At 38.8% G+C, this 22,027-nt stretch carries 22 protein-coding genes; 1 reads left to right on the top strand and 21 read right to left on the bottom strand.

All coding sequences use genetic code 11. From position 1 onward, the window contains the following. Positions 1–195 precede the first annotated feature (195 nt). From prfB to D3873_RS03420, 7 genes are all read right to left on the bottom strand, one after another. A protein-coding gene (gene prfB / locus D3873_RS03450; RefSeq protein WP_119882714.1) for a peptide chain release factor 2 occupies positions 196–1,297 on the bottom strand; the annotation gives its coding sequence in 2 pieces (ribosomal slippage) (positions 196–1,224 and positions 1,226–1,297; 1,101 coding nt in all). Positions 1,298–1,468: 171 nt separating this feature from the next. Then, positions 1,469–3,973, bottom strand: coding sequence for a preprotein translocase subunit SecA (gene secA, locus D3873_RS03445; RefSeq protein ID WP_119882713.1), 2,505 nt, complete (start codon positions 3,971–3,973; stop codon positions 1,469–1,471). Between the two features lie 75 nt (positions 3,974–4,048). Further along, entirely contained in the window at positions 4,049–6,442 is a 2,394-nt protein-coding gene (locus tag D3873_RS03440) for a bifunctional diguanylate cyclase/phosphodiesterase (protein ID WP_119882712.1), read from the bottom strand. Between the two features lie 307 nt (positions 6,443–6,749). Then, complete coding sequence (locus tag D3873_RS03435) at positions 6,750–7,160, bottom strand: type II toxin-antitoxin system RelE family toxin (RefSeq protein WP_119882711.1); 411 nt, start codon at positions 7,158–7,160, stop codon at positions 6,750–6,752. After that, the gene (locus D3873_RS03430) at positions 7,161–7,466 is read right to left on the bottom strand and encodes a type II toxin-antitoxin system Phd/YefM family antitoxin (protein WP_119882710.1); all 306 of its coding nucleotides are present in this window, start codon (positions 7,464–7,466) and stop codon (positions 7,161–7,163) included. Between the two features lie 189 nt (positions 7,467–7,655). Continuing rightward, entirely contained in the window at positions 7,656–8,219 is a 564-nt protein-coding gene (gene hpf / locus D3873_RS03425) for a ribosome hibernation-promoting factor, HPF/YfiA family (RefSeq protein ID WP_119882709.1), read from the bottom strand. Between the two features lie 87 nt (positions 8,220–8,306). Beyond that, a complete protein-coding gene (locus D3873_RS03420) occupies positions 8,307–8,699 on the bottom strand; it encodes a PilZ domain-containing protein (protein WP_162920131.1) in 393 nt (130 codons plus the stop codon). Between the two features lie 216 nt (positions 8,700–8,915). On the opposite strand from D3873_RS03420, the gene D3873_RS03415 reads away from it, so the two are divergent. Further along, positions 8,916–9,197 (top strand): hypothetical protein, encoded by a 282-nt coding sequence (locus D3873_RS03415; RefSeq protein WP_119882707.1) that lies wholly within the window; start codon positions 8,916–8,918, stop codon positions 9,195–9,197. Between the two features lie 743 nt (positions 9,198–9,940). Here the strand turns inward: D3873_RS03415 and D3873_RS03410 are convergent. From D3873_RS03410 to D3873_RS03345, 14 genes are all read right to left on the bottom strand, one after another. Beyond that, entirely contained in the window at positions 9,941–10,318 is a 378-nt protein-coding gene (locus D3873_RS03410) for a PilZ domain-containing protein (protein WP_119882706.1), read from the bottom strand. Between the two features lie 12 nt (positions 10,319–10,330). Further along, positions 10,331–11,800: a methyl-accepting chemotaxis protein gene (locus tag D3873_RS03405; RefSeq protein ID WP_119882705.1), complete on the bottom strand. Its 1,470-nt coding sequence runs from the start codon at positions 11,798–11,800 to the stop codon at positions 10,331–10,333. Between the two features lie 82 nt (positions 11,801–11,882). Then, positions 11,883–12,128, bottom strand: coding sequence for a helix-turn-helix domain-containing protein (locus tag D3873_RS03400; RefSeq protein ID WP_238473820.1), 246 nt, complete (start codon positions 12,126–12,128; stop codon positions 11,883–11,885). 92 nt (positions 12,129–12,220) lie between these two features. Further along, a complete protein-coding gene (locus tag D3873_RS03395) occupies positions 12,221–12,580 on the bottom strand; it encodes a hypothetical protein (RefSeq protein ID WP_119882703.1) in 360 nt (119 codons plus the stop codon). Continuing rightward, a complete protein-coding gene (gene fliS / locus D3873_RS03390) occupies positions 12,580–12,978 on the bottom strand; it encodes a flagellar export chaperone FliS (protein WP_119882702.1) in 399 nt (132 codons plus the stop codon). Before fliS ends, D3873_RS03395 begins: the two co-directional genes overlap by 1 nt. 33 nt (positions 12,979–13,011) lie before the next feature. Next, positions 13,012–14,493: a flagellar hook-associated protein 2 gene (locus tag D3873_RS03385; protein WP_119882701.1), complete on the bottom strand. Its 1,482-nt coding sequence runs from the start codon at positions 14,491–14,493 to the stop codon at positions 13,012–13,014. A 12-nt stretch (positions 14,494–14,505) separates the two neighbouring features. Next, positions 14,506–14,892, bottom strand: a complete 387-nt coding sequence (locus D3873_RS03380; RefSeq protein WP_238473819.1) for a flagellar protein FlaG — start codon at positions 14,890–14,892, stop codon at positions 14,506–14,508. Positions 14,893–15,175: 283 nt separating this feature from the next. Next, on the bottom strand, positions 15,176–15,862 hold the full coding sequence (locus D3873_RS03375; protein WP_119882700.1) for an acylneuraminate cytidylyltransferase family protein: 687 nt from the start codon (positions 15,860–15,862) through the stop codon (positions 15,176–15,178). Continuing rightward, positions 15,859–16,902 (bottom strand): nucleotidyltransferase family protein, encoded by a 1,044-nt coding sequence (locus D3873_RS03370; protein ID WP_119882699.1) that lies wholly within the window; start codon positions 16,900–16,902, stop codon positions 15,859–15,861. Before D3873_RS03370 ends, D3873_RS03375 begins: the two co-directional genes overlap by 4 nt. Beyond that, positions 16,903–17,529 (bottom strand): acetyltransferase, encoded by a 627-nt coding sequence (locus D3873_RS03365; RefSeq protein WP_119882698.1) that lies wholly within the window; start codon positions 17,527–17,529, stop codon positions 16,903–16,905. Beyond that, positions 17,522–18,595 carry an N-acetylneuraminate synthase gene (gene neuB / locus D3873_RS03360; RefSeq protein WP_119882697.1) on the bottom strand — a complete coding sequence of 358 codons (1,074 nt, stop codon included), beginning with the start codon at positions 18,593–18,595 and terminating at the stop codon, positions 17,522–17,524. The genes D3873_RS03365 and neuB overlap by 8 nt, the downstream gene beginning before the upstream one ends. Then, positions 18,592–19,719, bottom strand: coding sequence for a UDP-N-acetylglucosamine 2-epimerase (neuC, locus tag D3873_RS03355; protein ID WP_119882696.1), 1,128 nt, complete (start codon positions 19,717–19,719; stop codon positions 18,592–18,594). Before neuC ends, neuB begins: the two co-directional genes overlap by 4 nt. Beyond that, entirely contained in the window at positions 19,719–20,873 is a 1,155-nt protein-coding gene (locus tag D3873_RS03350; RefSeq protein WP_119882695.1) for a LegC family aminotransferase, read from the bottom strand. Before D3873_RS03350 ends, neuC begins: the two co-directional genes overlap by 1 nt. Further along, positions 20,870–21,868 (bottom strand): NAD-dependent 4,6-dehydratase LegB, encoded by a 999-nt coding sequence (locus D3873_RS03345; RefSeq protein WP_119882694.1) that lies wholly within the window; start codon positions 21,866–21,868, stop codon positions 20,870–20,872. The genes D3873_RS03350 and D3873_RS03345 overlap by 4 nt, the downstream gene beginning before the upstream one ends. Positions 21,869–22,027 lie beyond the last annotated feature (159 nt).

The raw sequence follows: 22,027 nt of genomic DNA, 5'->3' as shown, positions 1-22,027 counted from the left end.
AAATTTCCCATAGAATAAAAAAATTTCCCATAGGGCTATGCTTATTTCCCATAGAGTCACGGTTTTTTCCCATAGAAACCTAATTTTCGTCCATACAAGAAAATTAATAATATTTATCCGTTGAATATAGTAAAAATCCACCATCCGAACCCACAAAAAAAGACCAGCCGCACCCTCGCGACCAGCCCTCACCTACTAATTCATCCGCGAACGCAAATACGCATTAATGAACGGATCAATATCCCCGTCCATCACACCTTGCACATTCCCAGACTCCTCATTCGTACGGTGATCCTTCACCATCGAATACGGATGGAACACATACGAGCGAATCTGACTTCCCCAGCCAATCTCCTTCTGCTCGCCGCGGATCTCTAACATCTCCGCCTCTTGCTCCTCAATCTTCAACTGATACAACTTCGCCTTCAACATCGTCATCGCCTTCTCGCGGTTCTTAATCTGCGAACGCTCCTGCTGACACGTCACAACAGCCCCCGTCGGCAAATGCGTAATACGAACAGCCGAATCCGTCGTATTAATATGCTGACCACCAGCACCACTCGCGCGGTACGTATCAATCTTCAAATCTTCCGTCCGGATATCAATCTCAATCTCATCATTGAACTCCGGCATCACTTCACACGACACAAACGACGTATGACGGCGACCTGACGAATCAAACGGCGAAATACGCACCAAACGATGCACACCCTTCTCCGCCTTCAAATACCCATAAGCATTATGACCCTTAATCCCAAGCGTCACCGACTTAATACCCGCCTCATCACCAGGCAAATAATCGAGCGTCTCCACCTTGAAACCGCGCTTCTCGCCCCAACGCTGGTACATACGCAGCAACATCGAACCCCAATCCTGCGACTCCGTACCACCCGCACCGGGATGCAACTCCAAAATCGCATTATTCCGGTCATATGGCTCCGAGAGTAACATCTGCAACTCAAAATCCGCCACACGCTTACGGAAATCCCGCATTTCATTCCCAAGCTCCGCCTGCAACTCCTCGTCCGCTTCCTCTCGAAGCAACTCCAGCGTCATCTCCAAATTCTCCTGCGTATCCACCAAATCCGTAAACTCATTCACGACCTCTTTCAAGCCGTTCGCCTCATTAATCACCGTCTGCGCAGCCTGCTGATCATTCCAAAACTCAGGCTCCAGCATCAACTCATCCAGCTCCGCAATCCGAGCCTCCTTATTCTCTAAGTCAAAGAGACCCCCTAAAATCCGCTAACTTACCCGCGGTCAATTCCAACTCATTCCGAACATCTGATAACTCCATATCGACTACTCCTCATACAATCTTCATTTTTGGCAATGAAAACATCTCTCGCAAAACCGCACACTCGCACGTACTTACAAAACGCCAGGGTGGCAACCGCCACGTCCAAGCAAAGATACCGCAACTTTCACGCAGAAACCACGGATCTCGCCTTGCACTTACTAGCTTCCCCTACACAGCGCCGTGACAATTCTTGAATTTTTTCCCGCTACCACACGGACATAAATCATTACGTCCAACCGTTTGTTCCGCACGAACCGGTTTCTTCTTCACCGCTTCGCCATCTTCTTTCGGGTTAACCGCATTTCCTTTCGCGACTTCTTCACGTTGCAAGTTGCTTTGAATTTGTGCTTTCATCGCATACTTCGCGACATCTTCTTGCACTGATTCTACCATCGCTTCAAACATTGCGAACCCTTCGTTTTGGTACTCACGAAGTGGATCATTTTGTCCGTACGCACGTAAGTGAATACCTTGGCGCAATTGATCCATCGCATCGATATGATCAATCCATTTCGTATCGATCGAACGAAGTAACACAACTTTCTCGAACTCACGCATACGTTCTGGCGTCATGGACTCTTCTTTTTCATTGTACACACGGTACACCGCATCGCGAATCACGTCGATTAACTCTTCTTGCGACTTTCCTTCCATGTCAGCTAGTGTCACCATACCTTCAGGAAGTAAATTCGCATGTAAATAATCCGACAATCCTTTTAAATTCCACTCTTTTGGTTCGCCAATCGTATGCATCGCAACACTACGATTAATCGTTTCATCAATCATCGATTCCACTAGCGCACGCATATCATCCGTTTCAAGCACTTCTAAACGCTCTTTATAAATAATCTCGCGTTGTTGACGCAATACATCATCGTACTGTAGCAATCGTTTACGCGAATCGAAGTTATTACCTTCCACTCGTTTTTGCGCCGACTCAACTGCACGAGACACCATTTTCGACTGAATTGGCGCACTATCATCCATTCCAAGACGCATCATCATCGAACGCATATTATCGGATCCAAAACGACGCATCAATTCATCTTCTAATGATAAATAGAATTGCGTAATACCTGGATCCCCTTGACGACCAGAACGACCACGAAGCTGATTATCAATACGACGAGACTCATGACGCTCTGTCCCAAGTACTGCTAACCCGCCTGCTTCAATGACACCTTCGCCAAGTTTAATATCCGTTCCACGCCCTGCCATGTTCGTCGCAATCGTCACAGCACCACGTTTCCCGGCATCTGTAATAATTTCCGCTTCTCGTTCATGGTTTTTCGCATTTAACACATTATGCGGAATACCCGCTTTTGTTAAATACTTCGAAATAATCTCCGACGTCTCAATTGCCACCGTACCAACAAGTACCGGTTGCCCATTTTTATGACGTTCTTCGATTTCTTTTGCTACCGCTTTAAACTTTCCGTCAATCGTCGCGTAGATTAAATCCGCACGGTCATCACGCACAATTGGCATGTTCGTCGGAATCGAAATAACATTCATATTGTAAATATTGCGGAACTCTTCTTCTTCCGTCTTCGCTGTACCAGTCATCCCAGACAACTTATCGTACATACGGAAATAGTTCTGGAACGTGATCGTAGCCATCGTCATTGACTCATTTTGAATATCGAGCCCTTCCTTCGCTTCAATCGCTTGATGCAAGCCGTCCGAATAGCGACGACCTTTCATTAAACGACCCGTAAACGAATCGACAATGACAACTTCCCCGTCTTGTACCACATAATCGATATCTAAATGCATCGACGCATGCGCTTTTAACGATTGATTAATCGCATGATTCAACTTCACGTGCGTTAAATCAAACAAATTATCAATTCCAAACGCTCGCTCCACTTTATCCGTACCAGCTTCTGTCAACACAACACCTTTTGTCGACTCATCATACGAATAATCCTCGTCTTTACGAAGCGCACGTACAAGTGCATTCGCCTGCATATACAACTGTGCAGACTTCGCCGCTTGCCCAGAAATAATAAGTGGCGTACGCGCCTCGTCAATTAAAATCGAATCGACTTCATCAATAACGGCATACGAAAGCGGACGCTGCACTTTATCTTCTTTGTACAGCACCATATTATCCCGCAAATAGTCAAACCCTAATTCATTATTGGTCGAATACGTAATATCCGCCAAATATGCTTCCCGTTTCTCTGCTTTTGTTAATGAATTCAAGTTCAGTCCAACCGTTAACCCAAGCCACTCATGCAGTGCACCCATCTCAGATGCATCACGACTTGCCAAATATTCATTGACCGTCACGACATGCGCGCCTTTACCAGAAAGCGCATTTAAATACACCGACATCGTCGACGTTAATGTTTTCCCTTCCCCTGTTTTCATCTCCGCAATATTTCCTTCATGAAGTGCCGCAGCACCCATAATTTGAACGCGGAACGGATACAAACCAAGCACACGCTTTGCCGCTTCTCGAACAACTGCAAACGCCTCTGCTTGAATATCTTCTAATGTTGCGCCACTCGCAATCTTTTCTTGAAAATACTGCGTCTTAGCCTGTAAGTCTTCATCGGATAACGCTGCCATCTCAGAAGCATACGCTTCTACTTGATCAGCAATCTTTTCTAATCGTTTCACATCGCGCTTATTACCATCAAATACTTTATTTAACATACTTAACATGTCAAGTCACTTCCCATTTAGTCTCAGAGTCCATTCTACCACTGCAAAAAGAGAGGTGCAAACAACGCACCCCTCTCACTTCACCGTCTTTTCATTCGACAAAAACTCCCGTAATACGCCAATCGCGAGTGGTCGACTATAATAATAACCTTGCACCGTATCAATATTCGACTCTGACAACAGCTTCAACTGCGCAGCCGTCTCCACACCTTCTGCCACCGTCTCAAAGCCTAGCCCATGTGCCATCTCAATGATTGATCCTACTAGAGACAACATTTTCTGATCCGTCTCAATTTGCGACACAAACACTCGGTCAATCTTCACTCGGTGAAGCGGCAACACCCGTAAATACGACAGCGACGAGAATCCCGTGCCGAAATCATCGAGCGCAATTTCCACGCCTAACGTTTTGAGTTCGGTTAAGATTTTGATCGACTCTTCTACACGGTCCATAAATACCGATTCTGTCACTTCCATCTCGAGTTTGCCGGGTGACAATCGGTATTTATCGAGTAACTTTTTCACGTTTCGTGTAAATTCTTTATCCCGCAGTTGCAGCGCACTGACGTTTATTGCGACTCGCTCCAAATCCGGATATTCCTTACTCAGCCCTTTGATGGACTCCAAAGCCTTATCAATGACCCAGTAGCCAATCTCCCGGATGCGTCCCGCTTTTTCCGCGACAGGGATAAACTCATCTGGTGACACCATTCCCCACTCCGGATGATTCCAGCGAATGAGTGCCTCGATCCGTGTCGTTTTCCCAGAATGTAAATCAAACTGCGGCTGAAAATGGAGCATCAATTCATTTTTCTCGAGCGCTTTTTGAAGCCCTTGTTCAAGCAGCAACTCTTTTTCAAACTGCTCTTTCATTTCATAATTGAAATAATACACCCGATTACGTCCAGCATCTTTCGCCCGGTAAAGCGCGGTATCGGCATTCGATAACAATTGTTCATACGTATCTGCATCAACCGGGTACAGCGACACTCCCATCGATGGCGTCACATACACTTCATGTTTCTCGACTTCAAACGACTGCTTAAACGATTTATGTACTTCCTGTAACAGCGCGCGAATTTGCGGATAATGATCTTTTTGACAACGCAACAAAATCACAAACTCATCGCCACCAAAGCGACCGAAAACCGCATGTTCTGGAAGCACTTCGCGAATTCGAAAAGCCACTTGTTCAAGCAGTCGATCCCCGTACGAATGCCCTTTCGAGTCATTAATTTGTTTAAAATGATCAATATCCATAAACGTTAAGACAATGATTTCATTCGCCTGATCAAACTGCTTCATCCACTCGTGCATCGTTTGTTCTACCGCAATTCGGTTCGGTAGCTTCGTCAGTGAATCGTGGTACGCGCGATAATTCATCTCTTCCATTTGCAGATGAATCTGTGTACTCATATGCTCCACCGCACGGGCAATTTCTCCGACTTCGTCGTTCCGATTTACTTTCATATGAAGCAAGTAATTGCCTTCTTCAATCCGCTGTACATAGCGAACAATTCTCGGAATATCCGACAATAAGCGCTGCAATAAAAAAGAAAGAATCAGTAAAATCAACACACCCGCTATAAACCACGTCAGTGCGATTCCCGTTAAAAAATCATTCGCAGGAGCCGTCACAACATCTTCATTCGCATACGTTGCAAGTAGCCAACCCGTTGAACCAACTGTCCGTAGTTCCACGTAATACGACTCATTTTCCGTTTTCAAAAGTGTCGCATCTGCGTTTGGTCTCACTTTTCCGCGAAACGTCTCCCACATGGAGGATGAATCAAAAAGCGGTACTTTCTCTGAAGTCAGTAAAATATGACGTTTCGTCTTCGATTCATAGTCTTGAATCATCAGTGGAAACGACGACTGCAAAATATCGAGCCCTAAATAGCCGTACCTGCGACCATCCACTTCAATCGGATACGTCACCGTCACCATTTTTTGCCCTGCCGTGTAATCCGTGTAACTATCTGAAAACGCGACACCACGAGAAGCAGATGCCTTCCATAGCCACGGGCGGTTTTTCAACGAATAATCCGCACCAGTAAAATAGTGGTGATCTCCAATCACATAATCCCCATCAATAAACGCAATCCACGCATTCTCCACGACAGCATTTTCTTCTTGTACTTGATTTAACGCTGCATCAATCGCGGGATATGTTAACGAGCCTCGCGCCTCCGCTCGGGAATACCCCTTCAACGCAAAATCCTCGATTTGTTTCAGCTGTGCATACTGCCTCGCAATATCGCCTTTTTGTTCTAGCACACTTTGAATCGCTTGAGACACCAATTCATTTTCAAGCGCCAACTCTTGTTCAATCTTCTCTTCATATAGCAACTTCGAATGCATATACGAGTACGTCGCCATCAACAACAAAATCGGAATCACGACAATGCTCATGGCAAACAACACTTTGCCACGAATGTGCAAATTGTTCCAAAATGCCCATCTACTCATTGCCCTCACTCCCCCGGTCAAGTACGTCCTATCTATTTCGACAGATCCAAATAAGAATCCTTCCACTACTCTCCTAATATCGACAAAATCTTCACGGACTTAAAGCAAATTTCCCACACTTGTAGAACTTATTATACGAATATGGGAAGTTAGTTTACCTAACTGGAAATTAATTGACGGAAATGAAAGTTAACATACGCAAATAGCACTTATTTGACGCAAATCACGACATATAAAAAGCCCACACGATTTCTCGTATGGGCTGGAGGTCACGATGATTAGATTAAGCAGAGAAGAGTAACTCCACTTACTTTTTCTTCACTCTTGAAGATGGTTTCCATTTCACCGTACGATTTACTATCCTTTCGGGAAATGAAGATTCCTCTAATAGCTTTAATCTGGAAGAGGCAACTTTAAAAGCGTAATCTCGTTCTCTCTTTTCAATAGACAAAATTTGTACCACTTGAAGTACTTCTACTTTCGAATTAACTAGTCGAAAAATGATTCGAATTCCTGCATCCCGTAATTTTATTTCTTTACACCCTGCTAACTTCATATTTCGTTTATTCCCAAGAGGTTTACCAATTTCATCCGCTCGATAAACTAACTCATCTATTGCTTTATTCACCATTTTTAAAACTGGTTGCTTCAATTTTTCATATTCTTTAGCGGCATCTACATCCAATTGAACGTCGAATCGTTCCTCTTTCAAAGTCATTTATTCTGACCGTCTAATCGATTTCCATGAAACCGAACTTTGAGGATGCTCATTTAATCGGTCAATTCTCTCACTAAGCATGGAATTTTGTTTCATTTCTTCTAACTCCTTGACAAGCGAGTACAACTCTTCATAAAGTTCATAATTAATTAACACGGTTTCAACATTTCCATTTTCCATAATAAATTGTGGTTGTTCTTTTGCTTGTCTTCTTATTTTCCCAAATGATTTGGCGGCAGTGCTAGAAGTAACAAGTTGTTCTGTTGTAAAAGTTGGCTTTTTTCGTTTCAAATATTCAACACTCACTTTCCTAACTCTCCTTTCATTTTATCGATATTTTGTTTTAATTATACTTCATTTATCCATCAAATTCACGTACGATACTCCGTAATATTATACGTATTGTAAGTATTTTTAATATTTATCTTCCATTTTCCAGATCCCGACATAGAAAAAGCCCACACGATTTCTCGTATGGGCTGGAGGTCACGATGATTAATTTGTTTCGATTAAACCGTACTTACCATCTTTTCGTTTGTACACAATGTTCGTTGCGTTAGAATCGGCATCTGTGTATACGTAGAAAGTATGGCCAAGCATATTCATTTGAAGAACTGCTTCTTCTTTATCCATCGGTTTTAATTCGAATTGTTTTGTACGAACGATATCGAAATCCTCATCTGATTCATCCGATAAATTTGCTTGTTGGTCCGCTGACGTAATCGTTGCAAAATACGATCCAACACCTTCGCGCTCTTTAAACTTACGATTAACTTTTGTTTTATGTTTGCGAATTTGACGCTCTAACTTGTCGACGATTAAGTCCACTGCTGCATACATATCATTATGACGCTCCTCAGCCCGTAGCGTCAGATTTTTCATCGGGATTGTTACCTCAACTTTAGTCTGGTTGTCATTGTAGACTTTCAGATTTACATTTGCGTTCGCATTCATGTCATCATTAAAGTAGCGTTCCACTTTACCTACTTTACTCTCAACGTGTTCTCGAATCGCAGGAGTTACCTCAATGTTTTCACCGCGAATGTTATAATTTAGCATGTAAACTCCTCCTTTAATTAAGGCTATACCACCTTATTCTACAACTTCCCTAATGATTCCTTCTTAAAACGAAAAAAATTCGACAAATTAATACAATCTTTTTCCTTGCTTCCGGTATTCTTCCTGCAATTCCTTATGCCGTCTCAATTTTAACTCCTGCATTATATCCGCTTCTGCTTTTTGATCCACTTGAAATTCCGCTCCAATCAGCGTACCGTCTCTTGAAGGTTTTTTCCAAGCAACTTCTCCTTTTAAAACGAGTTCTTTTGCATGGAGCTTCACCGACAACGTCACCTCAGAATGCGACATCAAATGATCCATCCGAATCGGCGAAAAAATCCTCGCACCATGACCACTAATGTCCACTAACTCCACTTCATACGACACAGTACCAGATTCCTCTTCCTGTCGAATGAAAAGCGTCGCCTTTTCTGGTGGCTGAAACGTAAATCGAAACGATTCCTTCCGTCTATATTGCACAATCTCCACCTCCGAATGTAACCTAGTCTTGCACTATTCGACACTTAAAAGTAAAACTCCTTCTTTAAGAAGGTTGTAACTGTTAATTATTAGTAATTTGGAAATCTTTCCAATCTGAGAAGTTCCTCAAAAAATTTAAAGGGAAACGTTAAAAAAACAAATAACTTAGCCGATTAATAAGGAGTGTCTGGTAAAAGAAGTAAAGGAGGTGAACAAATGGGACTACTAGGAGAAATTCTCTTCGCCGTATTCAAAGAAGTTGATAAATCACATAACGGTGGAAAACTAACGAAGAAACTGAACCAAGAAATGAAAAAAAGAAAAGTCGAAGTAAAAAAAGAAAAAGAACACATACATAAAAACATCAATATGTACGCAGGATTCCTCGAAAACAAATCAAATGATGAACTACTAGCTATTTATCGTGACCAATCCAACAATAACGAAAAACGCTACGCAGCTGGAAACATACTCAAACAAAGAGGATACACCAACTAGAAAGGATGACACAACATGGCAAAAGAAAAATGCTTTTACTGCATGGGAAGAAGAAACGTCGAATGTGACTGCACAGGAGGAGTCGGCCGAAACGCAGCCGATCACGACTGCCCTGCATGCAGCGGTCGTGGAGAACACACCTGCCCAGAATGCCACGGCAGCGGAATGGTCGACGCTGACTAAGAGAGAATTTTATCATTAAATATTAGCACTCATAACTATTGCGCTTTCCGAATCGGAAAGCGTTTTTTTATTCTTTCAAATACATAAGTAACGTTTGTAGCTAATTTTTGAAATTAACCTTCCAGCGCGATTTGAGTGTTTGTGTAAAAATAAATGTAAGACTAAGCAAGCGTATGTAATTTACATCCATCATAAAGATATTTCATAAGTCGACGACTTCCTGAGGTCGAAGCTAACGCCACATCCTCGTGGCGCTTCGACATGCAGCCTTCCGTGTCTTCGAAAAGCGTAGCGTCAGCAAGCTGAAGATCCTGGACTAAACAAAGTGAAGGAAGCGGCTGGAGCAAATGTTCCGTTTGCGACGAGTAACCGCAGGAGCTGCGCCTCTTGGCAGAAAATTGCGCGACGTCCTGTCGCTTTTCTGCATGCGGACTTCCTTGTCCTGAATGCGTTCGACTTATGGAATCGAATAATTTATAAACGCACTTAAAATTAATTTTAAAGTTCTACGAACTTTCAAAACGAAAAAACCAAAGACATCTCTGCCTCTGGTTCATGTTTCATCGACTACGCCACTGAAACATCTCAATTTTCCGACGTTCCTTCAACTCATCAATAATATGTTGTTGTTCTTGCTCGTCTGCATCAATCGAAATCCCATATTGCTTTCCATCAAAATGCGCACGCTTCCAAATCACACGTCCACTCATCTTAATCGGCTGATTCGTCAGCACCACTTCCACTTCAATCGGGACTTCCATTCCTGGTACCATATAAATATCAAACTTCGAGTAAACACGTACTCCACTTGGGCTCATGTCCATCATGACACAAGCAGTATCTTCCTGTGCGATCCCGTCGGATGACACTAAGCGGTATAGCGCGGGCACGGGCTCATGAAACGTATGTCGGAAACTTTCCTGTCGTTTGTACTCCATTTCCGTCACTCCTTACTTGCGAATCGATACAGCTTCTTCATACGTGTCATTCACATACCGAGCGATTTGTTCTTGCTCTTCTGTTAATGTCACGAGTGTCGCATTCAATTCTTCCACTGCAGCCGTACTTTCTTCAATAATGGACGCAAATTCATTGGTTGCAACTTGCACTTGTTCACTATTTTCTTCAATCGTTTCGACGACTTTCGAGAAAGCATTTAACTCTCTTTCCAGTCCGTTCATTTCTTCAAATAAACGAGTGAATGCTTTATTCGCATCGTCCGTCTTCGCTACTTGCGTGTAAACGTGCGTCACGCCTTCATCAAGCTTTCCAAGGGCCAATTCATTATGTTTATTAACACTTGTTAGATTCTCATCAATTTTTTTCAGCGTTTGATCGGTTAACCCAGCAAGCTTTCGAATTTCTTCTGCCACAACGGCGAACCCTTTTCCATGTTCTCCAGCACGAGCTGCTTCAATGGATGCATTTAGAGCCAATAAATTCGTTTGTTCCGTTATTTCGCGAATCGATCCTGCAAATGCATTCGTTTCACTTATTTTATCGGTTAACTCTTTAAACGTCACATTTAATGACGCAAAGAACTGTGTAAACTCATCAATCTCTTTCTTCACTGAATCCATCTTCACTGAACCTTCTTCAGCCGTCTTACTAGCGTCCGTTGCTTTCGCTACGATTTCATCAAGCTGACTTGCCATTTTCGCTACTGAATCATTCGTTGATTCAGTCGATTTAGCAATATCTAACACGTGGTCAGTTTGACGTTGTGAACCAGCACTTACTTCATTCACCGCCACTAACATTTCACGTTGGGATGCAACGGACGTGTTCGCATTCGTTCGAATACGTTCTAAATTCTCAGTAATCGTCGCAACCGCTGAATTTAAGCGACTAGATAGTTGCTCTTCTTCTTCCGCTTTTTCCTGCGAACTCGTCAACAACAATTCAACTTGAGTAGCGAGTTTTTTCGCCTGGCGTATTTGTAAGAATAACGCAAAACATAACAGCACAATAATTAATAACAACGACGATTTGCTTGATGCAATTTGTTCTTGATGTGGATACGTTGTGATGAACACTACTTGTAACGCAATGGCTAAAATGGAACCGTATGCCATAACCCAACGATCCCCTTGCACACTAGCAAGTCCTGCGATAAAAAATGCAATTCCCATCGTCGCAACCGATGCTTCACCAAGTATTGCACTCGTCCATGCAGCTCCAAAAATGAGTGTTAAAACTATCCATGAAAACGCCACAGCAATGACTTTGACCTTTTTAGAAAGAACATAAAATAAGACCGTTAACAAAAATGGAACCAACATACTAACCGTTTTGACGGTACCTTGATTCGTCAAAAAATACACAATCGTCCCTAAAAAACCTGAAATACCATACGCTAAAAACATGATCGTGTTCTTACTCGACAGATCCTGCTTTCGAATCGATTGAACGTCCAACATACCCTGCCCCCTATAAATCTCTCTAGCTTAAAAGTACCATAAAACTGTCAAAAAAAACATCCTATTTTCAGGATGTTTTTGACTATATTTCTGACACTGTATTCGGTTGCAAAAAAGGCTTCAACTCTAAAGCATTTGCAATCTTCATAAATGTATCAAGTCGCGGCACCGTTGATCCCGTCTCGATTCGAGCAATCGCCGTTTGCTGAAGTCCACATTTTACTGCAAGCTCTTTCTGCGTCAATCCCTGCATTTTTCGGCAAACAACTAGTTTTTGAACTAGTTCTTCTACCGGATCTATGAATTGAACTTCTTTATGAAATTCCATAATGCCCTCCAGAATTCTTAATCCCATTCATTTACATGAAGTCTAGAATTCTTTTTAATCTTTATCTTTAAAAGATAGATTTTTTATTTATACTATTTTTTTTTGTCATAATACATTCCATCTGATGTTTGAGTAGATGAATATGGATTTGTGTAACTAGATTCTGTTTTTTTTCGGACTTGTAGGGACAATATATCCCTTTTGATAGTTTCCTGAATCAAAGTCATTCTTTTAAGAATAGCTTGGTCTAGTTCCACTAATATTTGATATTTATCTTTTTCATTTGCAATAACTGATTCTAAATCCAACAAATCTGCAAAAACTTTTTCTCTATCCTCAAGAAGCTTGGACAAATTATTTAAGAATTCATCACGTTTAATTGAGGAAGGAACCTCAGCTAAAAATTCAAAAAGCTCTTTTGATATCTTTAAGGCACTTTCTAGTGAATCCATTATGCTTGGTTACCTGAGAATGAATTTTGGCGATTGATTTTTATAACTTCTTTCCAAGTATCGCGAAACTCCACTACATAACCTTCTATTTCCTCTATTATCTGGGCATCGTTTTTAATGTTTGCTTCAATTAATCTTCTATTCATATATTCGTACATATTTAACATTGATGAAGATATTTCATAGTCCATATTAAGAGTAACGATAAGTTCACTGATGATTTTTTGAGCTTTTTGTAAATTAATGTTTTTAACTTGAATATCTGCTTCACTAATGGCAACTTTAGCTTTATTTAAAAACTTTAAACAGCCATTATATAAAAGTAGAGTTAAATCCCCCGGTGATGCAGTATTAACACTATTTTGCTTGTAAATTTGATGTGCAGTTTGTGCTGACAAATTTAGACAACTCCCTTTCTTTTTATCAACTTCTTACATTCCTCCGCCAAATTGTCCCATTAAAAAGGCAGATTGTTGATTTGCTTGTGAAATAGCTTTTTCCATCGCTGTAAATTGTCGCCAGTATCTAGATTCGATATCTTGGAGCCTGTTTGTAAATGTTCGAATACTATCTTCGGTTGTAATCAGGTTCTTCCCAATAGAATATTGTTGATCTGTAGAAGTAGATTTACCTGCTTTTTTTTCAATGTTTTTGGTTAAGTCTTTTAAGGAATCTCGTAATCTTTGTGCAATTCCTCGTGTATCATCAATAGCAGTTTTTTCACCACTATTTGAAAAAGTTTTGGTAACATTATCTGGATTTTCAATAATAGCTTTACGTAGCTTACTTTCATCAATAACCAGTTGACCACCATCTGTAAAGTTAGAAGATGTTGTGATACCCATTTCCGCAAATGTATCAACAATGTTATCTCCCAAACCATCTACCCTTCCATACAATGAATTTCTAATTTCGCTTAATCCATTCCGAAGAATAGCATCATTTTTTAAAATTCCACTTTTAGATTTTTCATCCCAAAGTTCTTGCTCTTTTTCTGACATGTCTTTTCTTTGTTCATCTGAAAGGGGGGGGAAGTCTCTATACTTTTTTTCTTTTAGTTGGCTATTTAGACCACTTATTAATTCATTATATTTTTCAACAAATCCCTTTACTTTATCCACCATATTTTCAACATCTGTAGCAGCCGATAAAGTCACTGTAGTAGTCGTAGTGCCTTTCAAATTGAGGTTAAACCCTGCTAAAGAGAATGAGTTGGATGTTCTTTCTATAGTAGCTCCATTAACAGTTAAAATCGCGTTAGTACCATTTGCAGCTAAATCATTTGAACTAAAGCCAAATTGAGTTTGAAAAAAGTTTGTTCCACCTGTTTCAATTATTTCAGCGCCATTAGTATTATTTCCACTTGCTTTTGCACTTAACGAGAATTGACCGCTTATTTCATCATAAAATGCAGTTACTCCACCGTTACTGTTGTTAATTTTAGTAACGACATCAGAAACTTTATCTGTAGATAAAAAAGATAAAGAAACGTCTTTCATCGATCCATCCGTTTGTATTACACTCAAAGAAACAGTTGCATCAACACCTATAGTTGAGGATGCAGCTGGTTTCAATGGATTCGTTCCAACACCATATGAAGAACTTGCTAGTTGATCAACTGAATTAACAGTTAATGCTCCACTACCGCTCGTCGTAGCACTTATTAAATCTTCATTGGTACTGGTAACTGTTGACTTTCTAAAATTACTCGATAAAGAAAAATTATCAAAAACAAATCGATCAAACGTATTTAATTTTGTATTAATTTCTCGAAAAGCATCTCGTTGCCACTCAAATCTCTTCTTATTTTGAAAAAGCTTATCCAAAGGGATTCTTTCTGCTTTCATCAAATCTCCGACTATTTGATCGATATCCATTCCAGATGCTAAACCGCCTATTCTCATTGGTGTCATTTTCTTTACCTCCTATATTTTCTCATCTACAATCATGCCTAAGTATTTTTGCATTGTGTAATAAGCATCTAATAACTTCTTAGGTGGAACTTCTCTAATTACTTCTTCTGTTTCAGAGTCCACAACTTGTACATAATAACGATCTAATCCTTCGTGCATAACAAATTTGGAATTCCGATTATGTTGAGCTAAAAAATCATTTAAAGCTGTGATAACTTTACTAATTTTATCTTCTACCAAATTATCTTCAATCGTATTACTAAATTCATCATTGTACATTAAGATATCTTTCATTTCATTCTTACTCGGAGAGGATTCAGGTGTCGCCTTAGAAGCCTCCTTAGTAAAAGTGGAAGATACCATAACATCATTAGAGAAATTCTGAGTCGAAACACGCATGAAAAATCCTCCTTTTATATTACCTTCTCAGTTATATATCGGTTAATGTACGAGTTTTTTTACAAGAAAGTGGAAAGGAGTTTTGGTAAGAAAGTTTTAATCAAATTTAGTCATTTAGGAAAGAATATTTTTCCTGTAAATATTCAAAACACTCATAATCAAAAAAATACCCTTTTGATATAATTTCAAAAAGGTATCGATTCATATTCATTAAATTTCACATTCTGAACTTGCAGATTATTAAGCAATTTAACATAAACATTCCTAAAAAAGAAAATTAAAATCACCTCTCGCTATTTCCCAACAAAAACTCGCATATTTTAAAATCTAATTCTGTGTCAATATCGAATGATCTATCCGAACTCATAACGAAAGCTCTTGTATTATCAGTTAGAAAAGTTTTACTTTCAATGATTTTACTCGTTTCCCCAACATAAATTGCACCATTCAATGAATACACAGGTTTCAAATCTTGCCTTCTAGTCGAAATTCCAGGTTGGGAAATAACTGGTTTCATTTCTCCAACATTATTTACGTGGTACATCCAAAAAGGGGAATGTGGTGGTTCAGAGACAGAAACACAATAATGTAATTTTTCCTTTAAAACTTTCTCTATACATCCATCTATGTCCTCTGCTAAGCGGAGTGGAGATGTTGGCTGTAACAAGACCACATAGTCATAACCTGGGCATTGATTAATGGCATGAAGGACCGGGTCCATGCCAGTAGAATTATCTTGGGCAAGTTCTTTAGGTCTAACAAATGGAACTTCGCATCCGTATTTTTTTGCAACATTAATTATTTCTTCATCTTCTGATGATAATATTATTCTATCAATGTATTTTGATTTTTTTGCTTCTTCAATAGTCCATGCAATTAAGGGTTTCCCAGCCATATTACGAATATTTTTTCTGATTACACCTTTTGATCCTCCACGAGCAGGAATAATAGCTAGTATTTTGGATTTCATATATTCTTTTCCTCGTATTCAGTGTTTGCCTTTTCAAAATCATCCATACGTCCTATATCTAACCAGTATTCACGAATGGGAAATACAGAAGTTTTTCTTCCTAAATTTAGTAGCTTTTGGAACAATTCTGGCATATCGTAAAACTCATTTTCAGGTATGTAATCTAACGCCTCTGGATTAAGGACATATATGCCCGCATTAACAAAACTTTTATGTACAGGTTTCTCTTTTATAGATACTAAATCATCGCCATCTGTTTCAATAACTCCATATGGTATTTGATATTCAAATTCCCTAACACACATTGTTGCAATAGAATCGTTTTCAATGTGGAAGTGCATTAACTGTTCAAAATTCAATTGAGTTAGCAAATCGCCGTTCATAACAAAAATAGGCGTTTTAGGTTTTTCAGGAAGCAATGAAAGAGCACCAGCAGTTCCCAATCGATTGGATTCTTCAACATACGAAATGCTGACATCAAAAGCTTCACCATTTTGAAAGTAATTTTTTATGACATCTTTTTTATAATTAACAGAAAGATGGAAGTGTGTATAACCATATTGCTTAAATCCATCTATAATCGTTTCTAAAATTGGTTTGCCACCAACTTTTAACATCGGTTTTGGTATATCATTTGTCAATGGTCTTAGCCTAGTCCCTAATCCACCTGCCATTAATACTACGGAATTTTCATATCCAGAATCTATTTTATCTATAAAAAGCACGTCAATAATTTTGTTATCATCCGTAACAAGGGGTAACTGTTTTAATTGTTTTTGTTTCATAAATTTAATATAGAAACTACGTGGATGACCCACTTTAAAAACGGTAGGGTTAGTATTCATTACAAATGTAATGGTTACATCCTTGCTGTGTCCTTTTAAGAAACTTCGACGAATATCCCCGTCCGTTACTGTTCCTAAAAGATGATCATTTTCATCCACAACCACGGCAAATTGAAGAGTCGATTTATCAATAATTTCCATTGTCTGAAGTAGTGTAGACTCTTTCAATACTTTAATATCGTGCCACTTACTCACTTATTTCACTTCCTTTGCGGGTACTCCGTACACTTTTGATTCATCATGTATTGAACGTATTAATACCGACCCTGCTCCAATCATACATGACTTACCGATTGTGATTCCTTGAATAATAGTTGAACCCACACCTATGTGGGTTGATTCGCCAATAATCACATTGCCTGAAATGGTTGTTCCAGGTGCTATGTGTACATGGGATTCAATTATACAATCATGATCTACTTTTGCCCCTGTATTTATAATCGTATTATCGGCAATTTTAGTGTTAGCTTGAATAATGCTTCCTGCCATAAGTTGTACGCCTTGTCCTAACTCACAGGAGGGGGAAATGATTGAAGAACTATGAATGACATTTGAGAATCGATAATTTTTCTCTATAAATTTAGTGAAAATATTTTTTCGTTTGTCGTCGATATGTGTTGACCCTAATCCAAGTACTAATTCTACCTCTGAGGGTGAGTATTCAAAAATGATATCCTCCTCCCCTAGGTAAACAATCCCTTGTAAATTTTTCTCTCTTTGCGGTGAAGTAAAACCAATAATTTTACGGCTTTGACTTTTTAATATTTCGGATAATACTGAGGCGTGACCGCCATTCCCAAGAATTATAAGTGGTTTATTCATCAATCATCTCATCCTTCTGATATGACTTTTTAGCCTCTTTACCTAAAATAGACCAATAGGTTGATGGTGGCATCCCATTTCCCGGTCTTTTAGAAATCAAGTTTTCTTGTGTGAAGAATTCACCTTTCTGAATGTCTATTTTTGCAACTAAGCTTTTCCTAGCTGCAGAACGATTTTTAATCTCATTAAATGTTGGCATCTTAATGCCGCTTCCAAAAGCTTTTTCAATTTCTCGAATCGAGCGAACCATATCAGCGAGTTCATTTGGGTCTAGAGAGGCAACGTGGTCAGGACCTTCTAAATTTTTATCTAAAGTAAAATGTTTTTCAATTAATTCTGCACCCAATGCAACAGCAGCAACTGGCACCGAAACACCTTCTGAATGGTCAGATAAGCCAATAGAAACTTGAAATTCATTCTTCATCTGATTCAAAGCATTTAGATTAATTGTTTCATAAGGAGCAGGATATTCCGTTGTGCAATGCAACACAGTTACATATTCTCGTAAGATTTTCTTAGAATCTTCCGTATCATAAAAAGCTTTGACTTTTTCAATAATCACATTTTCATTTGGAAAAGCTAAACCGTACGCGATAAACGACAATGCTTCATGTATTTCCTCAATCATTGCCATCCCAGTAGAAAGAATAATTGGTTTTTGTTTTGTCGCTATATAATGTACAAATGGTGAATTTGTCATTTCACCAGAAGGGATCTTCGCTTTTGAAAGTTGAAGTTTTTCAAGTAAAAAATCGACACTTTCATAATCAAAAGGTGTCGACAAAAATTCAATTTGTTCATTTTCACAATATTTTTTCAACTCGATAAAATCTTCATATGATAATTCTAGTTTTTTTAACATCTCAAACTGTGAGCTTGCTTGTCCTAAGTTATTGATTTGATAATCTGCTTGTTCCGCATCTTTTGTTACCAAGTTTTCGGTTTTAAAAGTTTGAAATTTCACAGCGTTTGCTCCAGCACGTTTTGCAACTGATACTAATTCTTTTGCCATAGTTAAAGATCCGTTGTGATTAACGCCAGCTTCTGCAATGATATATGTATTCATAGGTCGTAGAACTCCTTTTTAATAGAATAATGAGGTATGGAAAGCAAATAATCCATTATTAGGGCATCTGCTTTTCCTTCTCCAAAAATTCTCTCATAGTTTCCATCAAACTGAATTGCTTGGTGAATTGCAGTTTCAATAGAATTAAGGTCACTCGTGCAATCGATGATACTTGCAGGACGTTCTCTTCCCTTCTGTCGATTACCGATATTTACTGTGGGAGTTTGTAAATAAGGAGCTTCAATTAAGCCACTAGAAGAATTGCCAATGACAGCTGTAGAATGTTGTACTAAACTTAAATATCGCAATTGTCCCAATGAATCGACTAGCTGAGCATTTTCGAATTGAGTTAATGACTTTTCGATGACTGTATTTATATGGCGGCCACCGTTATCTGCATTAGACTTCGTAAAAATAATATTGTAATTATTAAACTTCGTAAGAGCATCAATTAACTCATAGATTCCTTCTGAATCCCCATTAGTTTCTGGATGATAGGTAACAACGAGAACTTCCTTTTCTTCATTCAACTTTAATAGGTCATACACTTTACTTTTAGACAAAAGTTGTAAATTAACAGTATGTTCAATTCCCAAAGCTCCAACATTCCATACGCGTGAAGGACTCTCACCTAATTGAATTACTCTATTTCGATGAGCTTCACTACTAGTAAAATGCCAAGTTGCCATTTTTGTAATAGAATGGCGAATGGAATCATCATAGGAGCCAAATGTACACTCTCCTCCATGGATATGTGCAATTGGTATTTGCATGATTAATGCCGACTGAGCAACTCCAAGCATTTCATATCGATCACCTAGAATCACAACTAAATCTGGTCTCAATCTTTGAAATGCATTAGCAAGCCCCATCGTTGTTAAAGCAAGAGAATTTAGTACACCTATTGCTGAATCTGATGACATTAATGTTTCAACTTTTTCATCAATTGTAAAACCATCTTGTTCAATTTGTTTATAGGTATGCCCAAATTCGATAGACAAATGCATTCCAGATACTATTAATTGAAAGTCAAACTCAACTGATTGTTTTATTTTATCCATTAAAGGCTTTAACAAACCGTATTCTGCTCTCGAGCTAGTTACAACGCATATTTTTCGTGCCATCATTTCACCTCTACAGGAGTACTCGGAATGTTAATTAAACGTCGATTTAATTGTTCCGTAACATTTAAATCCATTGATGGACATTCTTTAAACATGGGTAGCTGATGCATTGGCTTCCAAATAGGACGGCTCATAACACCATTTTCATTCAAAAATCGCAATATTTCGTCTCGATTTTTACTCCCATCTAACAATATTGTCTGTAGCCAATAATTACTTTTTGCGTTCTCAGGTTCTGTAAACAACTCTGAATCCGCAAAATCAGAAAGAGCAATCTTGTAAAATTCTGTTAAGTCTCTTTTATGTTGAATAAAAGTGTTCATTTTTTCTAACTGAGCACACCCCAATGCTGCGTTAATGTTCGGCATTCTATAGTTATAACCTATGCTATCGTGCTCATATTCCCATTTATGTGGCACTTTAGCAGTAGTAGTTAAGTGTTTTGCATAATCAGCTAATTCTTCATCATCTGTTACAAGTGCTCCACCACCACCAGTTGTGATGATTTTATTCCCATTAAAACTAAAAGCATTTATTTTACCAAAACTTCCAGTATGCTTCTTATTATAATAAGAACCCAGTGATTCAGCTGCATCTTCTACTAAAGGAAGATTATATCGATCACAAATCTCAAGTATTCCATTTATATCCGCTGGATGTCCAAAAGTATGCATGGGTACAATTGCAGCAATCCTACAACCTGTTTGTTTGTTGTATAACTCTCCATTCCTGAATTCAGAAATTTGCTCTAAGTATAAATGAAGTTTTTCCGAATCCATCCCCAATGTTTTCATCGATACATCAACAAAGTGAGGAACTGCTCCAAGATAAGAAGCTGCATTAGCAGTGGCAATAAATGTAAGAGATGGCATTAAAACCTCATCTTTAGGTTTTACACCCACAACTTTTAAAGCAATATGTAAAGCAGCCGTACCATTTACGACAGCCACAGCTCTTTTTGCCCCAACGAAATTGGCTAAATCTTGTTCAAATCGGGTGACATATGCACCTACAGAAGACACCCATCCTGATTCTATACATTCTGTAACGTATTTTATCTCATTTCCATTAAACGTTGGTTCATGTAAAGGTACAAAGTCTTTCTTATATAATTCCTTTATGTCCTGTGTAAATTGCATCCACTTGTCATTCATATGTTATACACATCTGCCTTGTATTGTGCTAGATTATTAGAATTAGTGAACCACTCTATGGTTTCTGTAAGTCCTTTTCTAAGACCATCTTTTTTAGCATACATAGGTTCCCATCCTAATAAATCTTTTGCTTTTTTATTTTCAGCCCACAAGCGCTCAACTTCACTTTTTCCTGGACGAATTCGTTGCTCATCCGTTTCAATTTCTAGATTGATACCCATAATATCGGCGATCATTTCTGCAGTTTCACCTATTGATACTTCGTAGTTAGATCCTATATTAATAACTTCGCCTATGGATTGAGGTGAATCCATTACCGATATAAATCCGTTAACTGTGTCATTTACATAATTAAAATCTCTCGTTGGACTTACTGCACCTAACTTAATTTTAGTTTTGCCACTTGCTAATTGACTTATTATTGTCGGTATTACAGCTCGGGCTGATTGACGAGGTCCATAGGTATTAAATGGACGTATTATTGATACGGGAGTGTCAAAAGACCGAAAATATGAAAGTGCAATTTGATCTGCCCCTATTTTAGAAGCAGAATATGGTGATTGGCCTTGCAAAGGATGATTTTCGTCAATAGGAACATATTGTGCTGTTCCATACACCTCACTTGTGGAAGTATGTACTACTTTTTCCAAACCTAATTCTCTGGCAGCTTGAACGACATTCAACGCACCACTAATGTTAGTATCGATATAAGTAGCAGGAGAATGATAGGAATATGGGATTGCAATTAGTGCAGCAAGATTCAATACATGTGTACAACCTTCCATAGCATTTCTAACTCCAAAAGGATCACGAATATCCCCTGCAAATATATCGATGTGTGATTTAATATCTGCAGATGTATGATCTAACCATCCCCAAGAATTAAACGAATTATAATATACAAATGCCCGTACATCGTATCCTTGTAAAATTAATTTTTCTGTTAAATGAGAGCCAATAAAACCATCCGCTCCAGTAACGAGGATTTTTTTCAATTGTAAAACTCCTATTCTTAGCTTTACTTAGAATTTACTAAGTGTAAGCATGACAGTTATAGTGCAGAAATTTGACTTATTTTTCAGCGATGACACATATTCAAAACCGAAATAAATTTACTTTTTGAAATATTATAAACTCTTTTAAAACGCATTGGA

Source organism: Paenisporosarcina cavernae (genome assembly GCF_003595195.1).
GTDB classification, from domain to species: domain Bacteria; phylum Bacillota; class Bacilli; order Bacillales_A; family Planococcaceae; genus Paenisporosarcina; species Paenisporosarcina cavernae.
Note: the sequence above shows the minus strand (reverse complement) of the source record. Positions and strands in the feature narration are given on the sequence as shown.

Bases quoted from the DNA above. Each gene is read 5' to 3' on its own strand.
- neuB (WP_119882697.1), bottom strand. From the start codon at position 18,595: ATGAATACATATATCATTGCAGAAGCTGGCGTTAATCACAACGGATCT.
- D3873_RS03375 (WP_119882700.1), bottom strand. From the start codon at position 15,862: ATGAAATCCAAAATACTAGCTATTATTCCTGCTCGTGGAGGATCAAAA.
- D3873_RS03380 (WP_238473819.1), bottom strand. From the start codon at position 14,892: ATGCGTGTTTCGACTCAGAATTTCTCTAATGATGTTATGGTATCTTCC.
- D3873_RS03395 (WP_119882703.1), bottom strand. From the start codon at position 12,580: ATGGATTCACTAGAAAGTGCCTTAAAGATATCAAAAGAGCTTTTTGAA.
- D3873_RS03440 (WP_119882712.1), bottom strand. From the start codon at position 6,442: ATGAGTAGATGGGCATTTTGGAACAATTTGCACATTCGTGGCAAAGTG.
- secA (WP_119882713.1), bottom strand. From the start codon at position 3,973: ATGTTAAGTATGTTAAATAAAGTATTTGATGGTAATAAGCGCGATGTG.
- hpf (WP_119882709.1), bottom strand. From the start codon at position 8,219: ATGCTAAATTATAACATTCGCGGTGAAAACATTGAGGTAACTCCTGCG.
- D3873_RS03405 (WP_119882705.1), bottom strand. From the start codon at position 11,800: ATGTTGGACGTTCAATCGATTCGAAAGCAGGATCTGTCGAGTAAGAAC.
- neuC (WP_119882696.1), bottom strand. From the start codon at position 19,719: ATGGCACGAAAAATATGCGTTGTAACTAGCTCGAGAGCAGAATACGGT.
- D3873_RS03385 (WP_119882701.1), bottom strand. From the start codon at position 14,493: ATGACACCAATGAGAATAGGCGGTTTAGCATCTGGAATGGATATCGAT.
- D3873_RS03415 (WP_119882707.1), top strand. From the start codon at position 8,916: ATGGGACTACTAGGAGAAATTCTCTTCGCCGTATTCAAAGAAGTTGAT.
- D3873_RS03400 (WP_238473820.1), bottom strand. From the start codon at position 12,128: ATGGAATTTCATAAAGAAGTTCAATTCATAGATCCGGTAGAAGAACTA.
- D3873_RS03365 (WP_119882698.1), bottom strand. From the start codon at position 17,529: ATGAATAAACCACTTATAATTCTTGGGAATGGCGGTCACGCCTCAGTA.
- D3873_RS03350 (WP_119882695.1), bottom strand. From the start codon at position 20,873: ATGAATGACAAGTGGATGCAATTTACACAGGACATAAAGGAATTATAT.
- D3873_RS03435 (WP_119882711.1), bottom strand. From the start codon at position 7,160: ATGACTTTGAAAGAGGAACGATTCGACGTTCAATTGGATGTAGATGCC.
- D3873_RS03410 (WP_119882706.1), bottom strand. From the start codon at position 10,318: ATGGAGTACAAACGACAGGAAAGTTTCCGACATACGTTTCATGAGCCC.